Here is a 17,843-nt window from a genome sequence, read left to right as displayed (position 1 = left end):
CGCCGCCGGAGGGCAAATCCCGCTCAAAAGCGCGAGGCGCGGGCGCCACGGGTGCGCGGGTCGATGATGTCGCGCAGTGTATCGCCCACGAGCGTGACCGTGAGCACGGTGACGCAGATCGCCAGCGACGGCGCCCAGACCATGTGCGGCGCCCGCAGGTAGTTCTGCCGCCCTTCGGCCAGCATCTGCCCCCAGGAGGCAGTCGGCGGCTGGGCGCCGAGGCCGAGGAAGCTCAGCGCCGCCTCGATGATCACGGCGGCGGCCAGCGCGATCGAGGCGAGGATCAGCACTTCGTCGATCGCGTTGGGAATCACGTGGCGCCAGAGCACGCGCCCGCTGCTTGCGCCGGAAGCCTGCGCCGCCTCGACGTAGGCACGCGCCTGGATCTGCAAAACCACGCTGCGCATTACCCGCGCCGCCGTGGGAATCAGCACGATCGCGATCGCGATCAGCGCGTTGGCCACGCCGCGGCCGAAGCTGGCGACGATCACCATCGCCAGCAGCAGGGCGGGGATGGACATGATCACGTCCATGCAGCGCTGTACGATCAGGTCGAACCAGCCGCCGAGATAGCCGCTGACCATGCCGATTGCGCTGCCGATCAGCGTGCCGGTGCCCACCGCCACGAAGCCCACCAGCAGCGAGATGCGCCCGCCGTAGAGCAGGCGTGAGAACACGTCGCGGCCGATGCGGTCCGTGCCGAACCAGTAGCGCGTGGACGGTGCTTCAAGCCGTGCGCCGGGCTGCGCGGTGGGCGAATTGGGCGCGATCAGCGGCGCGAACAAGGCAGCCAGGCAGAGCAACAGCAGAATGACGAGCGCTACCGTGCCCACCGGGTTCTGCCGCGCCAGCCGCGCCGCCGCGCGCCAGCGCCCGCGCGAGGCGGGCAGCTCCCAGCTCAGGGCAAGGGCGGCTTCGCTGCGGCTGGCGGCGGTCATCGCAGGCGGATCCTCGGGTCGAGCCAAACGTAGGAGATGTCGACCAGCAGGTTGACCAGCGTGAACGCCGCCGCGGCCAGCAGCGTCACCGCCTGCAAGACGAAGTAGTCCCGGTTGGTGATCGCGTCGAAGGCCATCGAGCCCACGCCGGAGAGCGTGAAGATCGACTCGATGATCACCGTGCCGCCCAGCAGGTAGCCGACCTGCGCGCCGGAGAGCGTCAGCACCGGGATCAGCGCGTTGCGCAGCACGTGGCGCAGCAGCACCAGCCGCGCCCGCAGCCCCTTCGCCCAGGCCGTGCGCACGTAGTCCTCGTGCAGGGCGCCGAGCACGCTGGAGCGCGTCATGCGCACCACGGCGGCGGAGAAACCGGCGCCGAGGATGGTGGACGGGATCAGGAACTGCTGCATGTTGCGCCAGGGGTTGCTGAAGAACGAGATGCCGCCGGCCGGCGGCGTCCAGCGGAACCAGACGGCCAGATAGGTGATCGCCAGCGTGCCGAGCACGTAGCTGGGAATCGAGAGCCCGATCACGCCGAACAACCGCGCCAGGTAGTCGACCGGCGAGCCGCGCGTGGCGGCGCTGAGCACGCCGAGCGGCACCGCGATCAGCAGGCCGATCAGCGAGCCGAGCACGGTCAGCTCCAGCGTGATCGGCACGGCGCGGCGCAGCTCCTTGTTGACGCTGCGCCGGTTCCAGAGGCTGTCGCCGAAGTTGAGCACGGCGGCGTGCCCGGCCCAGTCGAAGTACTGCACCGCCAGCGGCCGGTCGAGCCCCGCCTCGTGCCGCAGCTTCGCCCGCTGGTCCGCCGTGAGCCCGGCGGTGCCGGACTGCGCCGTGAACACGTCGCCGGGCAGAATCCGTGCCATGAAGAAGACGAGCAGACTCACCCCGACGAGCACGGGCACCGCGAGTAGCAGCCGCCGCACGATGTACTGGGCCATGGCTACAGTGGCCGCTCTGCTATGTATCCAGCCACCAGTCCTCCATCGCCTGGTTTCCCCAACCTGTCGGGTCGTTGTACATGTTCGGCAAGAAGCCGTGCAGCTTGGGCGAGTGCACGGAGTACGTGGGCGATTCGGTCCAGGAGACGAAGAACGCCGGCTGCACCAGCTTATTAAAGGCGTCCTGGTATGCTTTCTTCTGCTCGTCCTTGTCTTCCGTCGTCGTCAGCTTGTCCACCGCCGCGTCGAACTCCGGCGAGCTGAGCCGCAGGTAGTTCTTGGGCGAACCCGAGTGCCAAAGCACCAGCATCGAAAGCGGCGCCCAGCGCGGCGTCGTCGGGATAAAGCTGGAGATGGGGCCGTCCGCCTTCTGGCCGTAGTACTTGGCGAAGAAGGCGGTGGCATCCAGCTTGTTCAGCTTGAGGTCGACGCCGATCTCTTTGAGCTGGTTCTGGATCGTTTGCAGCTGGTCGTCGGCGTCGCCGCCGTAGGGGAAGTAGTCGAACGGCACGGTCAGGTTCGCCTGGCCGGCGGCGCTGAGCATGTCCTTCGCCGCCTTCTGGTCGAACTTGTAGGCGTCGCCCAGGTCCGGCGCCGAATCGAACTCGTCGATCCAGGCGTAGGGGCCGAGCACGTTGTAGTCGCCCCCGTAGGCCTTCTTGCCGTAGACCGAGCGGTCCCAGCCCTTGGAGATGCCGATGCGCACGCGCTGGTCGTTCCATGGCGCCTTGTCCGCGGGGAAGCCCATGGCGAAGATGTTGGACTGCCAGCGGCTCTGCAGCTTGAACACCACGGTGTTCTTCTGCGCGGCCAAGATGTCCTTAATGTCGTCCAGCGGGTTCAGCAAGGCGTACTGCGACATCTCGTACTGGCCGGCGATGAACGCGGCCTTGGAGGAAGCGTTGTCCTTGAAGTTGTCGAACTGCATCGCGTCCATGTAGGGACGATCGGTGCGGTAGTAGTCCGGGTTGCGCTTGTAGTGCGCCGAGACGTTCGGCTGGAAGTTGTCGAGAATGAACGGCCCGGTGCCGATCGCGCGCTTGGAGAAGTCGCCATCGGCATCGGCGACTTCGTGCGCGAGCATGACGATGCGAGGGTCGGCCATCGCCTGCAAGACGTAGTTCGCGGGCTTGGTCAGCGAAATCTTGACCGTCTGCGGGTCGACGGCATCGACTTTGACCGCGGCCAGGTAGGTCGCCGTCTCGGGGTTGGCCAGGAAAGCGTTGAGGCTGTACTTGACGTCGTCGGCGGTAAAGGCCCGTCCTTTGACTGGATCGACGTTCTGGAACTTCACGTTCGGCTTCAGCTTGAACGTGTAGGTCATCGCGTCGGGGTGTTCCATCGAGGCGGCGAGGTCGTTGGTGATCATCAGCCGCCAGGGGTTGTACGGCTGAAGCTCGGTGCCGTACTGGGCGCGGATCAGCCGGCTGTAGACCGGCGTGTAGATGTTCGCGCTCTCGTAGGAGGCGGACTTGACCGGGTCGAGTCCCGGCGGCACCACGTGCGTGCCGAAGCGCAGTGTGCCGCCCTTCTTCGGCGTCGCCTTGAGGTCGGGCGCATTGTTAACCCAGCCGAAGTCGGCGATCTTGGGCGTGGCGCTGCCCGCGCTCGCCGCCGGCGATCCGGCCGCGGCGCTCGCGGCGGGTGCGCTCGTGGCAGCGCGAGTTGCGGCAGCGCTGGCCGCGGCCGAGGCGGCGGGCGCCGCTGAAGTCGCGCTGGCGGCGGTGGTGGCCGCCTTCGTCGCGGTGGCGGCCGCGCCCTTCTTGTTGTTATTGCTGCTGCTGCAGCCGACCATCCACAGCGCCGCGCCGCCGAGGCCCGTCAACGCCGCACCGCGCAGCGCCGCTCGCCGGCTCAGGCGCGAGCCGGTAATCACGTGATATCGTTGAGCCCCCATGCTGCCCCCTCCGCTCACGCTGAACTGCATTCGCCGCAAAGGCCGCGGTTCCATCGCGAGCCCGCGCTTCGACGCTGACCTGCATCCGCCGTCGAGCCCTCGGCATCGCCCATCAGGATGAAGGAATCGATCGCTTCTCGGCCTGGGCGCTTCGCCACGCGACGCGGCTGGCATCGGCAGATGGCGCAGCTCGCACGAGCGTTGGCCCGAAGGCGCGGGGGTCACCTCCTTACCTACGCCGCTCGATGCGTGAGACTGGCCAAACCAATCGGATCGAAGGGGCGTCGGTTGCGGTGTGGATGCGGCCGGCCACCACCTCGCCGCACGCCGACGAACCGGCTTAGCGCGTTCTATCACCATGTTGAAGGGCTGTCAATGATTGCAGAACGCAACCTTGACAGCCTCTAAGGTTTTGTTTAGAAAATCAGGGGCCGCGGCGGCGCCGTGTTGTGGCTCGTGCCCCGCGCTGCTCGGCGGACTCAAGCTCGGAGAATACTGACGTGGCTGACCAGGTTACCGAACTGCAGGAACTCGATACGACGGACGTCGATCGCTGGGTCGGACAACCCGTCGGCGGCGGCCAGTTGGAGGAGCCGATCTCCGCCACCGACATCCGCCGCTGGGCGCAGGGGATGCAGAACCCGAACCACCTCTACATCTCCCGGCCCTTCGCCGAGCAGAGCCTGCTCGGCCGCTTCGTGGCGCCGCAGTCGTTCACGATCTGCTGCGACGTGGGCCACGGCGCCACGCCGGCGATCCAGGGCACGATCCCCGGCTCGCACATGCTCTTCGGCGGCGACGAGTGGTGGTTCTTCGGCCCGCGCATCGCGCCGGGCGACCGGCTGCACTCCGAGCGGCTCTGCTTCGACTACAAGGTCGCCCGCACCAGCTTCGCCGGCCCGACCATGTTCCAGCGCGGCGACACGACCTACGTGAACCAGGGCGGTGAGATCATCGCCAAGCAGCGCTCGACCTCGATCCGCTATCTGGTCGCCAACGCGCAACGGTTGCAGTCGCTCAAGGACCTCGAACACGAGCCGGAGTGGACGGACGAGGAGCTGGACCGCATCGAGCGCGAAAGGCTCGCGTACTACGCCACGTTTCAGGACCACGTGCAGCGCGGCTTCGACGACGTGCGCGAAAGCGAGAAACTGCCGCGCGGCGTGATCGGCCCGCACACGCTGCAGAGCCTCACGACGGAGTGGCGCGCCTACATCTTCACCGTCTGGGGCTCGAACGCGCCGGACGGCCGGCCCACGTCGACGCAGTCATCGGGCTGGCTGCCGGAGATGTCACAGGACCGCGAAAAGGCGAAGCTGGACCCGGCGCAGGGAGACGGCCTCTACAAGGGTCCCTCGCGCGGACACGTGCAGGACCGCTACGCCAGGCTGATCGGCGTGCCGCGCGCCTACGGCTACGGCGCCAGCATGGGCGCCTGGGTGCTGGACTACATCGGTAACTGGGCCGGCGAGCGCGGCTTTATCACCCACAGCAACGTGCAGTACCGCCATCCGCCCTTCGTCGGCGACGTGACATACCTCGACGCTTACGTGGACGAGAAGCGCGCCGAGCCGGAGGGTGGCATGGTACGCCTCGCGGTGCAGCTGAGCACGCACCTCGGCCAGCAGATGGCGCGCGGCAGCGTCGAGGTCCGCTTCTCGTAGGGCACAGGAAACAGGGAATAGAATGGGCCGGCGGATCGCGCATGAGTGGACCAGTGCAAGCTGCCGGCTCAATCCCGCAATGGGACACCGAACGATCTGGACAGGCACCGAACCGCTTCTCCCTGTCCCCTGTTCCCTGTTCCCTGCCCACGGAGGGCCGCCGTGATCTTCGCGCCGGACCTGCTGGCCGGGCGCGTGGCCCTCGTCACCGGCGGCGGCACGGGCATCGGCCGCGGCATTGCGCTGGAGCTGGCGCGGGCAGGGGCGAGCGTGGCCCTGCTGGGCCGGCGGCCGGAGCCGCTGACGGGCGTGGCCGGTGAGATCCGCGCGCTTGGCCGCTGCGCCCTTGCCGTGCCGGCGGATGTGCGCGACTGGGAGGCGGTGCAGGCGGCGGTGCAGTGCACGGTGGCGGAGCTGGGCGGGCTGGATATCCTCGTCAACAACGCGGGCGGGCAGTTCGGCGCCCCCTTCGAGACGCTTTCGCCGAAGGGCTGGAAGGCCGTGATCGACGTCAACCTCAACGGCGTCTTCCACTGCATCCGCGCCGCCGGCGAGGTCTTCATTCCGCAGCGACGCGGCAAGGTGATCAACATTATCGCCGCCTTCAGCCGCCGCGCCGCGCCGAACCTGGCGCACTCCGGCGCCGCACGGGCCGGGGTCGAGAACCTGACGCGCTCGCTGGCGCTGGAGTGGGCGCCGTACAATATCCAGCTCAACTGCATCTCGCCCGTCGTGCTCACCGAGGCGTATCTGAAGAACGCGGGCGGCACACCCGGAGCAATCGAGCGCTTCGTCGCCTCGGTGCCGGCCGGGCGCGGCGGCTCGGAGCAGGAAGTCGGCTGGCTGGCGGTCTTCCTCGCCTCGTCCGCCGGCGACTACATGACCGGCGAGCACCTGGCGCTGGATGGCGGCTACTGGCTGGCGACGGCCGTGGGCGGCGCCGCTCGCGCCGTCGCGGATCGGGGCTGAGATGGCGAGCGCCTCGCCCAACGGCGCCACGGCCGCCGCGGCCGGTCCGCGCGGGCCGCTCGAAGGGCTGCGTGTGCTCGACCTGACGCGCGGCGCGGCCGGGCCGCACTGCACGAAACTGCTGGCGCTCTACGGCGCGACGGTGATCAAGGTGGAGCGGCCGCGCACCGGCGACCTGATGCGCCATGCCGGCCCGTTCGTGGGCGACACGCCCGGCATCGATCGCTCGCTCGCCTTCCTCGATCTCAACGTGAACAAGCTCGGCATCACGCTGAACCTGGCCTGTGAAAGCGGCCGTGCGATCGCCCTGGAGCTGGTGCGGCGCGCCGATGTCGTGGTCGAGAGCTTTCGGCCCGGCACGCTGGCGCGGCTGGGGCTCGACTACGCGGCGCTGTGCGCGGTGAAGCCGGACGTGGTGCTCGCTTCGATCTCGAACTTCGGCCAGACGGGGCCGTACCGCGACCTGCCGGCCAGCGAAATCGTGCTCTACGCCATGGGCCACGAGATGTACGGCACCGGCCAGCCCGACGCGGAGCCCGCCTCGATGGCGCCGGGCGTGAACCTGCGCTTCGCCGGCCAGACCGCGGCCGTGGCGACGATCGCCGCCCTGCTCGGCCGCGACGCGCACGGCCGGGGCGACTGGATCGACGTCTCGATCATGGAGTGCTTCGCCGCGTCGATCGACCGCCGCGCCATCTCGCTCACGGCCTACGACTACACCGGCGAGAAGATGGTGCGGCTCGCCTCCGTGCAGGGTATCGCCATCCCGCCGATGTTCAACATCTGCGGCGATGGCTACTTCCACATGACCGTCGGGCAGGGAACGTGGTGGGACGGCTTCGTCGCGGCGCTGGACCAGCCCTTCCTGCGCGAGCCGCGCTTCGCGCCGCCGCTGACCGATCCACTGCTGCGCGAGGAGTTCGACGCCTTCTGGCTGCCGTGGTGCATGGCGCGCACCAAGCGCGAGATCGTGGCGCTCTTCCAGGAGCACGGCCTGCCCGTGGCGCCGGTCAACTCGATCGCCGATCTCGCCAGCGACCCGCATCTCGAAGCACGCGACTACTTCGCCAATCTGTTGCATCCGGTGGCCGGCATGGCGCGCTACCCCGGCCCGCCCTGGCAGATGCAGGGCACGCCCGGCGCTCTGTGGAAGGCCGCGCCGCTGCTGGGCGAAGACAACGCGCGGATCTATGGCGAGCTGGGCTACGATCGCGAGGCACTGGCGAAGCTCGCCTCGGCGGGGGTGGTGTGAGGGCAGTGGGCGTAGGGCGCAGGCAGCAGGTCGTAGGAATACAGGCGGATACGCGGGAGCACGGCGTCCCGGCAGAGGCGGAGAGATGGCCAGGCGGCCCGGCGACGGATTGAGCGACGGGGCGGACGACCGAGCAGCGCCCAGCCCCGCTACGCCCTATGCCCTGCCCCCTACGCCCTTACAGGGCGTGCGCGTGCTCGACCTGGGCGTGGTGCTTGCCGGGCCGCAGGCGGCGTTGCTGCTGGCCGACCTCGGCGCCGAGGTGATCCGCGTCGAATCGACGCAGTACTTTCCGCCGCAGACGCGCGGCATCTTTGCCCACCCGTCGCCGGAGGTCGTACGAAACACGATCCCCGTTTCCGGCGGCTACCCCAACCGCGAACCGGGCGAGCGGCCCTGGAACCGCTTCCCCTGGTTCAATACGCACGCGCGCAACAAGCTGAGCATGACCGTCGATCTGCAGCAGCCGGCAGGCGTCGCCGTCTTCCGTCGCCTCGCCGCGCTCAGCGATGTGCTCCTCTCGAACCAGAGTCCCGGCACGCTCGAAAGGCTCGGCCTGGGCTACGCCGCGCTCTCGCGGGAGAACCCGGGGTTGGTCTATGTCGAGGCCTCCTCGTTCGGCGCCAGCGGCCCGTCGCACGACTACCGCGCGCTCGGCCTGCAGATGGAGGCGTTCGCCGGGCACGATCTGCTGCGCCACTACCGCGATCGCGACGTCTCTTCCAACACCTGGGCGGTGACGGCCGATGCGGCCGGGGCGCTGGGCATGGCGCTGGCGGCGCAGATGGCGCTCTACGCCCGCCGCCGCAGCGGCCACGGCCAGTACGTCGACCTCTCGATGATCGAGAACTTCATCGGCCTGATCGGCCCGCACGTCCTCGACTTCATGCATAACGGCCGCGTACCGCGCAGCCTCGGCAACCGGCACTACTCGGCGGTACAGGGCTGCTATCCCTGCCAGGACGCCGGGGGCCCCTCGCGCGCAGCCGACCGCCATGGTCGCGAACGCGGCCATCTTCAACAAGCTGCGTCGCAGACGACAAATGACCGCTGGCTGGTGCTGACCCTGCCGGACGACGCGGCCTGGCAGGCGTTCTGCCGCGCCACCGGCAATCCGCCCGGCTGCGATGACGCGCGCTTCGCCACGGTCACATCGCGGCTGGAGAACCACGACGCGGTAGACGAACTGATCGCCGGCTGGACGCAAACCCTGCCGCGCGAGGAGGCGGTCGTGCGGCTGCGGGCGGAAGGACTCATGGCCGGCCCGGTGCTGGACGACGCGGACGCGATGGCCGATCCTCACCTCGCCGCGCGCGGCTTCTTCTGGGAGATCGACCAGGCGGATACGGGCCGGCATCGTTATCCCGGCATGCCGTACCGCTTCGCCAACGCCAAACCCGGCGTGCGGCAACCGCCGATCCTGCTGGGCGAGCACAACGCGCAGATCTACAAGGAGCTGCTCGGCGTGAGCGACGCCGCGTACGAGCAGTTGATCGCGGAGGGCCACATCGGCACGGAGTACGCGGCGCACATCCGGTAGCCGTGGCCCCCATCCCCCGGCCCCTTCCCCCAATTCTAGAGAAGGGGAGATCTTGGGACGGATGGTTGGGGCTGAAGGCGTGGCAATAGCTCCCCTCTCCCAGGATTGGGAGAGGGGCCGGGGGTGAGGGCCGACCACCGGGGGTGAGGGCCGAGCGCCGAGCGTGAAGCCGTCGGATGCTTCGTAGGCAGAGGAGGCAGGAGATGACCACCGACGCACAACCCGAGATGGTGCAGATGGACGCGACGGATGTCGATCGCTGGATCGGCGTGCCGCTGGGCGGGCAGCAGTTCAAGGAGCCGTTCTCCACCAACGATATCCGCCGCTTCGTGCAGGGCATGCAAAACGCGAACCCCCTCTACTACAACGAGGAGTTCGCCGCGCAGAGCGTCTTCGGCCGCATCGTCGCGCCGCAGTCGTACTTCGGCGGCGGGCCGGGCACCGGCGCCACGCCCTCGATCCAGGGCACCGTGCCCGGCTCGCACATGCTCTTCGGCGGCGACGAGTTCTGGTTCTTCGGCCCGCGCGTCTTCCCCGGCGACCTGCTGCGCATGGAGCGCATGCTCTTCGACTACCGCGTGACGAACACCAGCTTCGCCGGTCCGACGATGTTTTCCCGCGGCGACACGGTCTACTACAACCAGCGCGGCGAATCGATCGCCCGCCAGCGATCGACCTCGATCCGTTATCTTGCGGAGAACGCCCGCCGCCTCGGCAGCTTCGACCACCTGCGCGTCGACCCGGAGTGGACCGACGAGGAGTTGGAGGCGGTCGAGCTGGAGAAGATCCGCTACATCAAGAGCTACCTGGACCGCGGCCACCTGCCGCGGCTCTGGGCCGATGTGAAGGCCGGCGAAAAGCTGCCGCGCCGCGTGCTGGGGCCGCACAGCATCCAGAGCTTCACCACGGAGTCGCGCACCGACGTGGGCGGCTGGGAAGCGCACTACGACGGCGGCGGACCGTCCTCGACCATGCAGGCCGGCTGGCTGCCCGAGATGTCGCGCAACGAAGAGCGCATGTCGATCAACCCCGGCGCGGGCGACGGCCTCGTCTACGGCCCCTCGCGCGGGCACGTGCAGCCGCGCTGGGCGCAGTTCATCGGCATGCCGCGCGGCTACGGCTACGGCGCGACGATGGGCGCCTGGGTGACGGACTACCTGACCAACTGGGCCGGCGAGCACGGCTTCCTGCTGCACGTGAACACGCAGTACCGCAACCCAGCCTTCACCGGCGACGTGACCTACCAGGACGGCGAGGTGGTGGACAAATCTATTGACACGCAGGGCCGCACGATCGTGCAGGTGCGCCACACGATGAGCAACCAGCTCGGCACCGTCATGGCCCGCGGCGTCGGCGAGATCCTGCTGCCGAAGGAGTAGCGAGGGCGCCGCCGACCGCTGCGGCCGCGTCCTGGCCTGTTGCACCGTTACGTCGCTCTCGGAAGCCGCCATGTTGAAGCGCCGCGCACCACTGCCGGACAATAGCGCCGGGCAGGCCAGCAGCACGGTACGGAGGCATGGGTGACAACCAGCACACTTCTGAATGAGCAGAGCCGGCTGCGAGAAATCCTTGATGCCTACTGCATCCGGCGCGGGGAGTTCGTGCTCGCCGCGGGCGGCAGGAGCAGCTACTTCTTCCAGGGCAAGTTCGCCACGCTCTCGCCCGAGGGCGCCCGGCTCACCGGCGAGCTCGTCTTCGAGCGGCTGCGCGGACAGGGCATCGAAGCGGTGGGCGGCAAGGCGCTCGGCGCCGACCCGATCGCCACCGCCGTGGCGCTGACCAGCGGCCTCCACGGCGAGCCGCTCCCGGCCTTCATCGTGCGGCCGCAGCGCAAGGACCACGGCATCGAGGACCTGATCGCGGAGTCATACGCGCCGGATGGCAAGCCCCTGATCTCGCCCGGCCGGCGCGTGGCGATCGTCGATGACGTGGCCACCTCGGGGCGCTCCTGCATGGACGCGGTGGACGCGGTAAAGGCCGCGGGCTGCGAGATTGCCAAGATCGTTGTCCTGGTCGACCGCCAGCAGGGCGCCGCCGAGTTCTTCGCCAAACAGGGCTATCCCTTCGAAGCGTTGTTCGTCGCGGACGCGAGCGGCAACCTCAGCAACGCGTAGTCGCGCCCGGGAAACGCGCCTTTCCCGGCGGCTACCACGCCGCGGCAAGGCTGTCGGCGCGCGGGTCGGCGGCGCCGCGCAGCACGCCCGTCGCCTGGTCGATCACGATCGCGTGCGCGTGGCCCATCATGCTCGACCAGGCGTCCGTCAGCGCTACCTCGTGGCCCAGCTCGCGCAGCCGCGCCACCGTCCGCGGCGGGAAGCGGTCCTCCAGCACCAGTTCGGGCGGATCGCCGGGCAGGCCGCGGCCGTGCACCCAGCGCGGCAGCTCGATCGCCGCCTGCGGGTCGTCGATCAAGCCGTAGGCGAGCAGCGCCGTGTAGACCTGCAGGTGCGTCTGCGGCTGGCCGTCGCCGCCCATGGTGCCGAAGACGATCGCCGGCCGCCCGTTGCTGAACGCCATTGAGGGGATCAGCGTGTGCAGCGGCTGGCGGCGCGGGCCGAGCGCGTTGGGGTGCGCCGGATCGAGCGAGAAGGAGCAGCCGCGGTTGTGCAGCTCGATGCCGTAGCCGGGCACGACCAGGCCGGAACCGACGCCCATGTAGTTGCTCTGGATCAGCGAAACCGCGTTGCCTTCGCCGTCGGCGGCGCAGAGATAGATCGTGTCGCCGGACGAGATACCGGCCGGGCTCGTCGCCGCGCTCAGTGGATCGATCTGCCGCCGCCGCGTTTCCAGGTACGCCTCGTCCAGCAGGACGCGCGGCGCCACGCGCATGCAGCCCGGATCGGCCAGGCAGGCAGCGCGGTCGGCGAACGAGAGCTTCTTCGCCTCCACCAGGAGGTGCACGGTTTCCGGCTCGAGCGGGCCCTGCCCGAGCGCGAGCCCTTCGCTCAGCTTCAACGCCTGCAGCGCCGTCACGCCCTGTGTGGGCGGCGGCATCTCGTAGATCGTGTACCCGTGGTAGTCGATGGCGAGCGGCTCGACCCAGCGGCCGTGGTGCGCCGCCAGGTCTTCGCGCGTGACGAAGCCACCCTCGGCCAGCAGAAAGTCCGCCGTGGCCGCCGCGATCTCGCCCTCGTAGAACGCGTCGCGTCCCTGTTCGGCCACGAGCCGCAATGTGCGGCCCAGCTCCGGCACGCGCAGCGAGGCGCCGGCCGCCGGCGCCTTGCCGCCCGGCGCGTACAGGTCCAGCCAGCTACGATGCACCCAGGGCTGCTTCGCCACGAAGGCGAGGCGATCGGCGAGATAGGGCGTCGCGGGCGCGCCGTCCTCGGCATACGCGATCGCCGGCTGCAGCGCGGCGGCCAGGCCCAGCCGGCCGAAGCGCTCGCTCGCCATCGCCCAGCCGTCGACGACGCCGGGCACGGAGACAGCCATCGCGCCACGCTGCGGCATGGCGTTGTGGCCCGCGGCGCGCACCCGCTCGATCGAGGCGAGGCTGCCGGCGCGGCCGGCCGCATCCAGCGCATGCAGGCCGCCTCCGGCCGCGTCCCAGATCAGCATGAACAGATCGCCGCCCGTGCCGCAGAGGATCGGATAGACGACGTTGAGCGCGGCGCTGGCGGCGATCGCGGCATCCATGGCGTTGCCGCCCGCCTGCATCAGGCGGAGCCCGGCCTGCGCGGCCAGATAGTGTGGGGCGCAGACGATGCCGTTGCGGGCCAGCGTCTGCGGGCGGTGGTTCGCCATGTGCGTGCGCCTCCGGCAACCACGCTATCACGCCCGGCGGCAACGGGCGCGGCGGCAAGCAGCGAGGGCAGCGTGCCTGCCGGGCGCCGCCGCGGACGGGCAAGGCAGCGCGCCCTTGATAAAATAATGAGCGCTCACTACTGTTGACGGCAGCGCCCGCTCAGTACCTGGATCCGACGGCAAGGGGGTGGCAAATGGCATCCGCAGGCAGCGTCCCGAAGCGCCGTGGCACGGCGCCGATCACCGGCGCCTCCGGCGGCATCGGGCTGGAGCTGGCGCGGCGGCGCTGCGCCAACTGGCCGCCGGGCTGGTGCAGAGGCACGGCGTACGCGCCACCGTGCTCGCCCGTGACCTTGCCGATCCCGCCTCGCCCGCCGCCATCCGCGCGGCCTGCGAGGCGGTGGGCATCGAGATCGACGTGCTGGTGAACAACGCCGGCTTCGCCGGCTGCGGCGCTTTCAGCGAGAGCGATCTCACGGTCGAGCCGCAAATGATCCAGGTGAACACGGCGGCGCTCACGCAGCTGGCGCGGCGCTCCGGCCGCATCCGCAACGTCGCCTCCACCGCCGCCTTCCAGCCCGGCCCGCTGATGGCCGTGTACTATGCGACCAAGGCGTGCGCGCTCAGCTTCTCCGAGGCGCTGGCGAACGAGCCGCGCGGCTCCGGCGTGAGCGTCCACCGCGCTCTGCCCCGGAGCGGCCGCCTCCGGCTTCCAGAAGCGCGCGGCGATGGAAGATTCGCGGCTGGTGGCAGGCAAGATCGCCCTCGCCGGCTACGCGGGCAGGAAAAAGGGGCAGACCGTGGTGATCCCGGGCTTCCGCAACAGGGCGCTCGCCTTCTCCGTGCGCCTGACACCGCGCCCCCTGGTCACGCGCTTCGTGCGCCCTGCGCAGGAGCGCGTGTAGCACGACAGTTCGCCTACGCCCTACGCCCTACGCCCTACGCCCTACGCCCTAGCAAGGAGGTCGCCGTGCCCGAGCAATCGCCTCGTCCGCGTCCAACCGCCGCGCTGCGCGCCGCGCTCGCGGGCGGCGGGCCGGTGCTGGCGCCCTACGCCGCCGACCCGCTCAACACGCTGCTGGTGCAGCGGCTCGGCTTTCCCGCGGCCTACCTCGGCGGCGGGGCGCTGGGCTACGTGCTGGGCACGACGGAGGCGCGGCTCACCAGCAGCGACGTCGTCAACGTCGTGCGCGGGATCACCGCCGTCTGTGACCTGCCGCTGATCGTGGATGTCGCCACCGGCTTCGGCGACCCGATCCACGTCGAGCGCACGGTGCGCGAGCTGGAGCGGGCCGGCGCCGCGGGCATCGAGATCGAGGACCAGCTCACGCCGAAGCACGCGCACCACCACAAAGGCATCGACCACCCGGTAAGCGAAGAGGCGATGGTGGAGAAGGTCCAGGCGGCCGTGGCGGCGCGCGAAGATCCCGATTTCCTGGTCATCGCCCGCACCAACACCGTGGCGGAGGTCAATCTGGAAGAGGGCATTCGCCGCGCCAACGCCTACGCCGAGGCCGGCGCCGACCTGATCATGATCTTCCCGCGCAACGACGAGGAGTTCCGCCGCCTGCCGCGCGAGATCGCCAAACCGCTGGCGGCGATGACGATCGCCGTGGCCCGTCCGCCGCGCTTCACGCCGGCGCAGCTCGCGGATCTGGGCTATCCGCTGACGATCGAGGCGCAGGCGGGCATGCTGGCGGCCTACGCGGCGGTGCGGCGCGGCTATGAGCAGATGCTCAAGCAGGGCTACGTCGAAATGGACCCGGAAGAGTTGATGCGCAACCGCGCCGAGATGGACGAGCTGGTCGGCCTGCCCGCGCTCTGGGAGCTGGAAGCGCGCACGACCGAGCGGCCGGAGCGGCTGCCGCGCCACTGAGCGCCATACCGGCCAAATGGTCCTGCAGCCTCGGCCGAATTGGCGCTGGTGGCTGCACCACTTTCGCGCTACAAGGGAAGAGGAGGGGCGTCCCGCCGCCGCTTCAGCCACCCACAGGAGCATCGCAGTATGGACCGCATCCGTCCGCTGAGCCGCCAGGAAGCACACCCCGACGTTCAGCCGTTCTACGACCAGGACATGAAGGCGTTCGGGCTGGTGCTGAACCCCACCGGCGTGCTCGCCTACCGCCCGCCGATCATGACCGCCATGCGCGGCCTCAACCGCTCGATATTCAAAGAACCGACGCTGGCGGCCGGGCTGAAGTCGCTGGTCTGCGTGCGCATCGCCGCACTGGTCGGCTGTCCCTTCTGAGTGGACATCAACGCTGCCGGCGGCAGCAACGCGGGCGTAGCCGACGAGAAGATCGCCGCGCTGCCCGACTACGCTACGAGTCCGCTTTTCGATGAGGCCGAGCGCGCCGCGCTGGCGCTGGCCGACACGATGACGCAGGCCAGCGTCGAGGTTGACGACGCGCTGTACGCGCGCCTGCGCACGCACTACAGCGACGAGCAGCTCGTGGAGCTGGCGGCCACGGCGGCGCTGGAGAACTTCCGCGCCCGCTTCAACCGCGTCTTCCGCATCGAGCCGAACAGCCTCTACTGCCCGATCGAGGGGCACGCGGCGGCGGGCGCGTAGATCTACGGCGAAGTAACGCTCGCTTCAGGCGCGCAGCAGCGGCGCGATCCAGGCGCGATGATCGTCGTAGTGCAGATACGTATCGCCGGCGATCTTCTGCACGCGCGACCGGGGATCGTCCGCGGCAAGCGGAGCGACGAGCGCGGACTCGGGCATCTCCTGCACCTCCGCCAGCACGGCGGCGTGCGCGGCGTGGAACTCGGCCCTCACGGCGTCCGGCGGCAGCGCCGCGCCGCGCTCGCGCAGGATCGCGTTGACGCCGTCCGTGTCCAACGTGGCGAGCGCGGACTGGTTGATCGCGAACGCCTCGTGCTCGGGCGCGCCGCGCAGCAGCGCGATCAGCACCCGCTCCCAGGCGGCGATGTGCGCCAGGTGGTCCTTCAGCGACCAGCCGTCTGCACCGGTCGCCGCCAGCCGCGCGTCGGGGACGCCGGCAAGGTCCGCATCCAGGGCCGACCGCGCCGCACGGATGCGGTTCAGCAGCGCGTCCTTGCTCTCGGGAAACGCTGCGCCGGCTTCGTCCGCCATCGTCCGCCCTCCGCCCGCACAGCCTTGCGGCCGGCTGTCCATCGCCAAGTATAGCGGCTGCACGCCGGGGGTTCAGCCCGCGATGAGCGGGGCGGTGCCCCGTCGCCGGGTACGCCGGCTTGAAAATCGTTGGCGCTGCCCCGTCTTGCCTTGCGATTAGCAACTTCCTGTGCTACCTTCGCCGCAACATCCGCAGATGGCCGCCGTTCGGCCACCGCAATCGAGGGAACGCGGCGATGCGCTTCGGTGTGCTCTACGAGATTCATACGCCCCGGCCCTGGCATGAGCGCAGCGACTACGAGCGCTACTGGCAGTGCATCGAGGAGATCAAGCTCGCCGAATCGGTGGGCTTCGACCAGGTCTGGGCGGTAGAACACCACTTCACCGAGGAGTTCGCGCACTGCTCGGCGCCCGAGGTCTTTCTCAGCGCCGTGGCCCAGCATACGACGACGATGCGCATCGGCCACGGCGTCGTGCTGCTGCCGAAGGCGTATAACCACGCCATTCGCGTGGCCGAACGCTGCGCGGCGCTCGACATTCTCAGCCACGGCCGGCTGGACGTGGGCACGGGCCGCTCCGCCACCACACTCGAGCTGCGCGGCTTCGAGATCGACCCGGACGACACGCGCCCGATGTGGGAAGAGGCGATCCAGATCCTGCCGAAGTTCTGGACGGAGGAGCGCGCCTCGTTCAAGGGCCGCTACTACGACATACCCAGGCGCACGGTGCTGCCGCACCCGCTGCAGAAGCCGCACCCGCCGCTGTGGATGGCCGGCGGGCAGCAGGCCTCGCTGGAGCTGGCGGCGCACTACGGCCTCGGCTTCCTGCACTTCGCCCTGCTGGACCCGGCCGAGTCGTTCAACTACGTGCGCAACTACAAGGACAAGATTCGCCAGGCGCAGCCCGTGGCCGGCTTCGTCAACAACCAGTTCGGCGCCTTCACGATCGGCTTCTGCGGCGAAGACGAAGCGGAGGTGCGCAACGTCGGCGGTCCCGGCGCGCTCTACTACGCGGGCGAGCGCAATCGCGTGCAGGGCGCCTGGGAGAAGGCCTACGGCACGGTGCCGGAGTCGTACCGGCACTATCAGAACCAGACGAAGAAGCTGGACCTGACCGCGAAGGACGCGCTGCCGGGGCTGCTGAACATCGGCTCGATGGCGGTGGGCACGCCCGAGCAGTGCCGCAAGGTCGTCGAGATCTACGACCAGGCCGGCGCCGACCAGCTGATCCTCTACATGGAGCTGCCGTACCTCAAGCACGAGCAGATCGCCAAGTCGATCCGCCTCTTCGGCGAGCAGGTGATCCAGCCCTACCGCGCCGCCCCCGCTCGGCCCGAAGCCGCCGGCGACACCGCGCGCGTCTCCTGAGCCGCGGCGCCTACTCGTACCTGAGCGCCTCGATCGGGCGCAGGCTGGAGGCGCGGTAGGCCGGATAGACGCCGAAGACCAGCCCGATGCAGATCGAGACGCTGGCCGCCAGCAGGATCGAGCCAAGCGAGACCAGCGTCTGGATCGTCTGGCCGTTCAGCTTCTGCCCGTCGATCAGCCGCGAGGCGCCGATGCCGATCGCGATGCCCAGCGCCCCGCCCAGCACACTCACGACCAGCGACTCGACCAGGAACTGCGAGAGGATGTCGAACCGCCTGGCGCCGATCGCCTTGCGGATGCCGATCTCGCGCGTGCGCTCGGTGACGGAGACGATCATGATGTTCATGATGCCGATGCCGCCGACGACCAGCGAGATGCCGGCGATCGCGCCCAGCAGGATGGTCAGCACCTGCGTCACGCCGGTCTGC

General features: G+C 69.6%; 17 protein-coding genes and 1 pseudogene. 12 read left to right on the top strand and 6 right to left on the bottom strand.

Annotated elements, in window-relative coordinates:
• Positions 1 to 23: 23 nt before the first annotated feature.
• From VKV26_06840 to VKV26_06830, 3 genes are read right to left on the bottom strand one after another with little or no spacing between them, the layout of a single operon-like run.
• The gene (locus VKV26_06840; protein ID HLZ69614.1) at positions 24 to 938 is read right to left on the bottom strand and encodes an ABC transporter permease; all 915 of its coding nucleotides are present in this window, start codon (positions 936 to 938) and stop codon (positions 24 to 26) included.
• On the bottom strand, positions 935 to 1,882 hold the full coding sequence (locus VKV26_06835; GenBank protein ID HLZ69613.1) for an ABC transporter permease: 948 nt from the start codon (positions 1,880 to 1,882) through the stop codon (positions 935 to 937). The genes VKV26_06840 and VKV26_06835 overlap by 4 nt, the downstream gene beginning before the upstream one ends.
• Positions 1,883 to 1,901: 19 nt before the next feature.
• Positions 1,902 to 3,779 carry an ABC transporter substrate-binding protein gene (locus VKV26_06830; protein HLZ69612.1) on the bottom strand — a complete coding sequence of 626 codons (1,878 nt, stop codon included), beginning with the start codon at positions 3,777 to 3,779 and terminating at the stop codon, positions 1,902 to 1,904.
• A gap of 500 nt (positions 3,780 to 4,279) precedes the next feature.
• Between VKV26_06830 and VKV26_06825 the strand changes: the two genes are divergently transcribed.
• The 6 genes from VKV26_06825 to pyrE all read left to right on the top strand — a co-directional run bounded on the left by VKV26_06825 (position 4,280) and on the right by pyrE (position 11,318).
• Positions 4,280 to 5,443: a MaoC family dehydratase N-terminal domain-containing protein gene (locus VKV26_06825; GenBank protein HLZ69611.1), complete on the top strand. Its 1,164-nt coding sequence runs from the start codon at positions 4,280 to 4,282 to the stop codon at positions 5,441 to 5,443.
• Positions 5,444 to 5,605: 162 nt separating this feature from the next.
• Complete coding sequence (locus VKV26_06820) at positions 5,606 to 6,412, top strand: SDR family oxidoreductase (protein ID HLZ69610.1); 807 nt, start codon at positions 5,606 to 5,608, stop codon at positions 6,410 to 6,412.
• Between the two features lies 1 nt (position 6,413).
• Positions 6,414 to 7,664, top strand: coding sequence for a CoA transferase (locus VKV26_06815; protein ID HLZ69609.1), 1,251 nt, complete (start codon positions 6,414 to 6,416; stop codon positions 7,662 to 7,664).
• An 85-nt stretch (positions 7,665 to 7,749) separates the two neighbouring features.
• Positions 7,750 to 9,204 carry a CoA transferase gene (locus VKV26_06810; protein ID HLZ69608.1) on the top strand — a complete coding sequence of 485 codons (1,455 nt, stop codon included), beginning with the start codon at positions 7,750 to 7,752 and terminating at the stop codon, positions 9,202 to 9,204.
• A 203-nt stretch (positions 9,205 to 9,407) separates the two neighbouring features.
• Positions 9,408 to 10,583, top strand: a complete 1,176-nt coding sequence (locus VKV26_06805; protein ID HLZ69607.1) for a MaoC family dehydratase N-terminal domain-containing protein — start codon at positions 9,408 to 9,410, stop codon at positions 10,581 to 10,583.
• 141 nt (positions 10,584 to 10,724) lie between these two features.
• Positions 10,725 to 11,318 (top strand): orotate phosphoribosyltransferase, encoded by a 594-nt coding sequence (gene pyrE / locus VKV26_06800; GenBank protein ID HLZ69606.1) that lies wholly within the window; start codon positions 10,725 to 10,727, stop codon positions 11,316 to 11,318.
• Positions 11,319 to 11,349: 31 nt separating this feature from the next.
• On the opposite strand, the gene ggt is transcribed toward pyrE, so the two are convergent.
• Complete coding sequence (ggt, locus tag VKV26_06795; protein HLZ69605.1) at positions 11,350 to 12,948, bottom strand: gamma-glutamyltransferase; 1,599 nt, start codon at positions 12,946 to 12,948, stop codon at positions 11,350 to 11,352.
• A gap of 187 nt (positions 12,949 to 13,135) precedes the next feature.
• Between ggt and VKV26_06790 the strand changes: the two are divergent.
• The 5 genes and pseudogenes from VKV26_06790 to VKV26_06770 all read left to right on the top strand — a co-directional run bounded on the left by VKV26_06790 (position 13,136) and on the right by VKV26_06770 (position 15,520).
• A pseudogene (locus VKV26_06790) lies at positions 13,136 to 13,579 on the top strand (SDR family NAD(P)-dependent oxidoreductase).
• A 97-nt stretch (positions 13,580 to 13,676) separates the two neighbouring features.
• The gene (locus tag VKV26_06785; protein ID HLZ69604.1) at positions 13,677 to 13,853 is read left to right on the top strand and encodes a hypothetical protein; all 177 of its coding nucleotides are present in this window, start codon (positions 13,677 to 13,679) and stop codon (positions 13,851 to 13,853) included.
• A 65-nt stretch (positions 13,854 to 13,918) separates the two neighbouring features.
• On the top strand, positions 13,919 to 14,824 hold the full coding sequence (locus tag VKV26_06780; protein HLZ69603.1) for an isocitrate lyase/PEP mutase family protein: 906 nt from the start codon (positions 13,919 to 13,921) through the stop codon (positions 14,822 to 14,824).
• Between the two features lie 129 nt (positions 14,825 to 14,953).
• On the top strand, positions 14,954 to 15,196 hold the full coding sequence (locus VKV26_06775) for a hypothetical protein (GenBank protein HLZ69602.1): 243 nt from the start codon (positions 14,954 to 14,956) through the stop codon (positions 15,194 to 15,196).
• Complete coding sequence (locus VKV26_06770; GenBank protein HLZ69601.1) at positions 15,197 to 15,520, top strand: hypothetical protein; 324 nt, start codon at positions 15,197 to 15,199, stop codon at positions 15,518 to 15,520.
• 24 nt (positions 15,521 to 15,544) lie between these two features.
• Here the strand turns inward: VKV26_06770 and VKV26_06765 are convergent, their stop codons facing one another.
• The gene (locus VKV26_06765) at positions 15,545 to 16,048 is read right to left on the bottom strand and encodes a maleylpyruvate isomerase N-terminal domain-containing protein (GenBank protein HLZ69600.1); all 504 of its coding nucleotides are present in this window, start codon (positions 16,046 to 16,048) and stop codon (positions 15,545 to 15,547) included.
• A gap of 236 nt (positions 16,049 to 16,284) precedes the next feature.
• On the opposite strand from VKV26_06765, the gene VKV26_06760 reads away from it, so the two are divergent.
• On the top strand, positions 16,285 to 17,415 hold the full coding sequence (locus tag VKV26_06760) for an LLM class flavin-dependent oxidoreductase (protein HLZ69599.1): 1,131 nt from the start codon (positions 16,285 to 16,287) through the stop codon (positions 17,413 to 17,415).
• A 10-nt stretch (positions 17,416 to 17,425) separates the two neighbouring features.
• Here the strand turns inward: VKV26_06760 and VKV26_06755 are convergent.
• A partial coding sequence (locus VKV26_06755; GenBank protein HLZ69598.1) for an FtsX-like permease family protein occupies positions 17,426 to 17,843 on the bottom strand: 418 nt, incomplete at its 5' end.

Source organism: Dehalococcoidia bacterium, assembly GCA_035310145.1.
In the GTDB taxonomy this organism is placed as follows: Bacteria; Chloroflexota; Dehalococcoidia; order CAUJGQ01; family CAUJGQ01; genus CALFMN01.
The sequence above is the reverse complement of the archived record's forward strand: the minus strand, read 5'-3'. Positions and strand labels throughout refer to the sequence as shown.

What these genes read in the sequence shown, in the direction of transcription:
- VKV26_06840 (HLZ69614.1), bottom strand. Translation starts at nt 938, where the DNA reads ATGACCGCCGCCAGCCGCAGCGAAGCCGCCCTTGCCCTGAGCTGGGAG.
- VKV26_06835 (HLZ69613.1), bottom strand. Translation starts at nt 1,882, where the DNA reads ATGGCCCAGTACATCGTGCGGCGGCTGCTACTCGCGGTGCCCGTGCTC.
- VKV26_06830 (HLZ69612.1), bottom strand. Translation starts at nt 3,779, where the DNA reads ATGGGGGCTCAACGATATCACGTGATTACCGGCTCGCGCCTGAGCCGG.
- VKV26_06815 (HLZ69609.1), top strand. Translation starts at nt 6,414, where the DNA reads ATGGCGAGCGCCTCGCCCAACGGCGCCACGGCCGCCGCGGCCGGTCCG.
- VKV26_06810 (HLZ69608.1), top strand. Translation starts at nt 7,750, where the DNA reads ATGGCCAGGCGGCCCGGCGACGGATTGAGCGACGGGGCGGACGACCGA.
- VKV26_06805 (HLZ69607.1), top strand. Translation starts at nt 9,408, where the DNA reads ATGACCACCGACGCACAACCCGAGATGGTGCAGATGGACGCGACGGAT.
- ggt (HLZ69605.1), bottom strand. Translation starts at nt 12,948, where the DNA reads ATGGCGAACCACCGCCCGCAGACGCTGGCCCGCAACGGCATCGTCTGC.
- VKV26_06785 (HLZ69604.1), top strand. Translation starts at nt 13,677, where the DNA reads ATGGAAGATTCGCGGCTGGTGGCAGGCAAGATCGCCCTCGCCGGCTAC.
- VKV26_06775 (HLZ69602.1), top strand. Translation starts at nt 14,954, where the DNA reads ATGGACCGCATCCGTCCGCTGAGCCGCCAGGAAGCACACCCCGACGTT.
- VKV26_06765 (HLZ69600.1), bottom strand. Translation starts at nt 16,048, where the DNA reads ATGGCGGACGAAGCCGGCGCAGCGTTTCCCGAGAGCAAGGACGCGCTG.
- VKV26_06760 (HLZ69599.1), top strand. Translation starts at nt 16,285, where the DNA reads ATGCGCTTCGGTGTGCTCTACGAGATTCATACGCCCCGGCCCTGGCAT.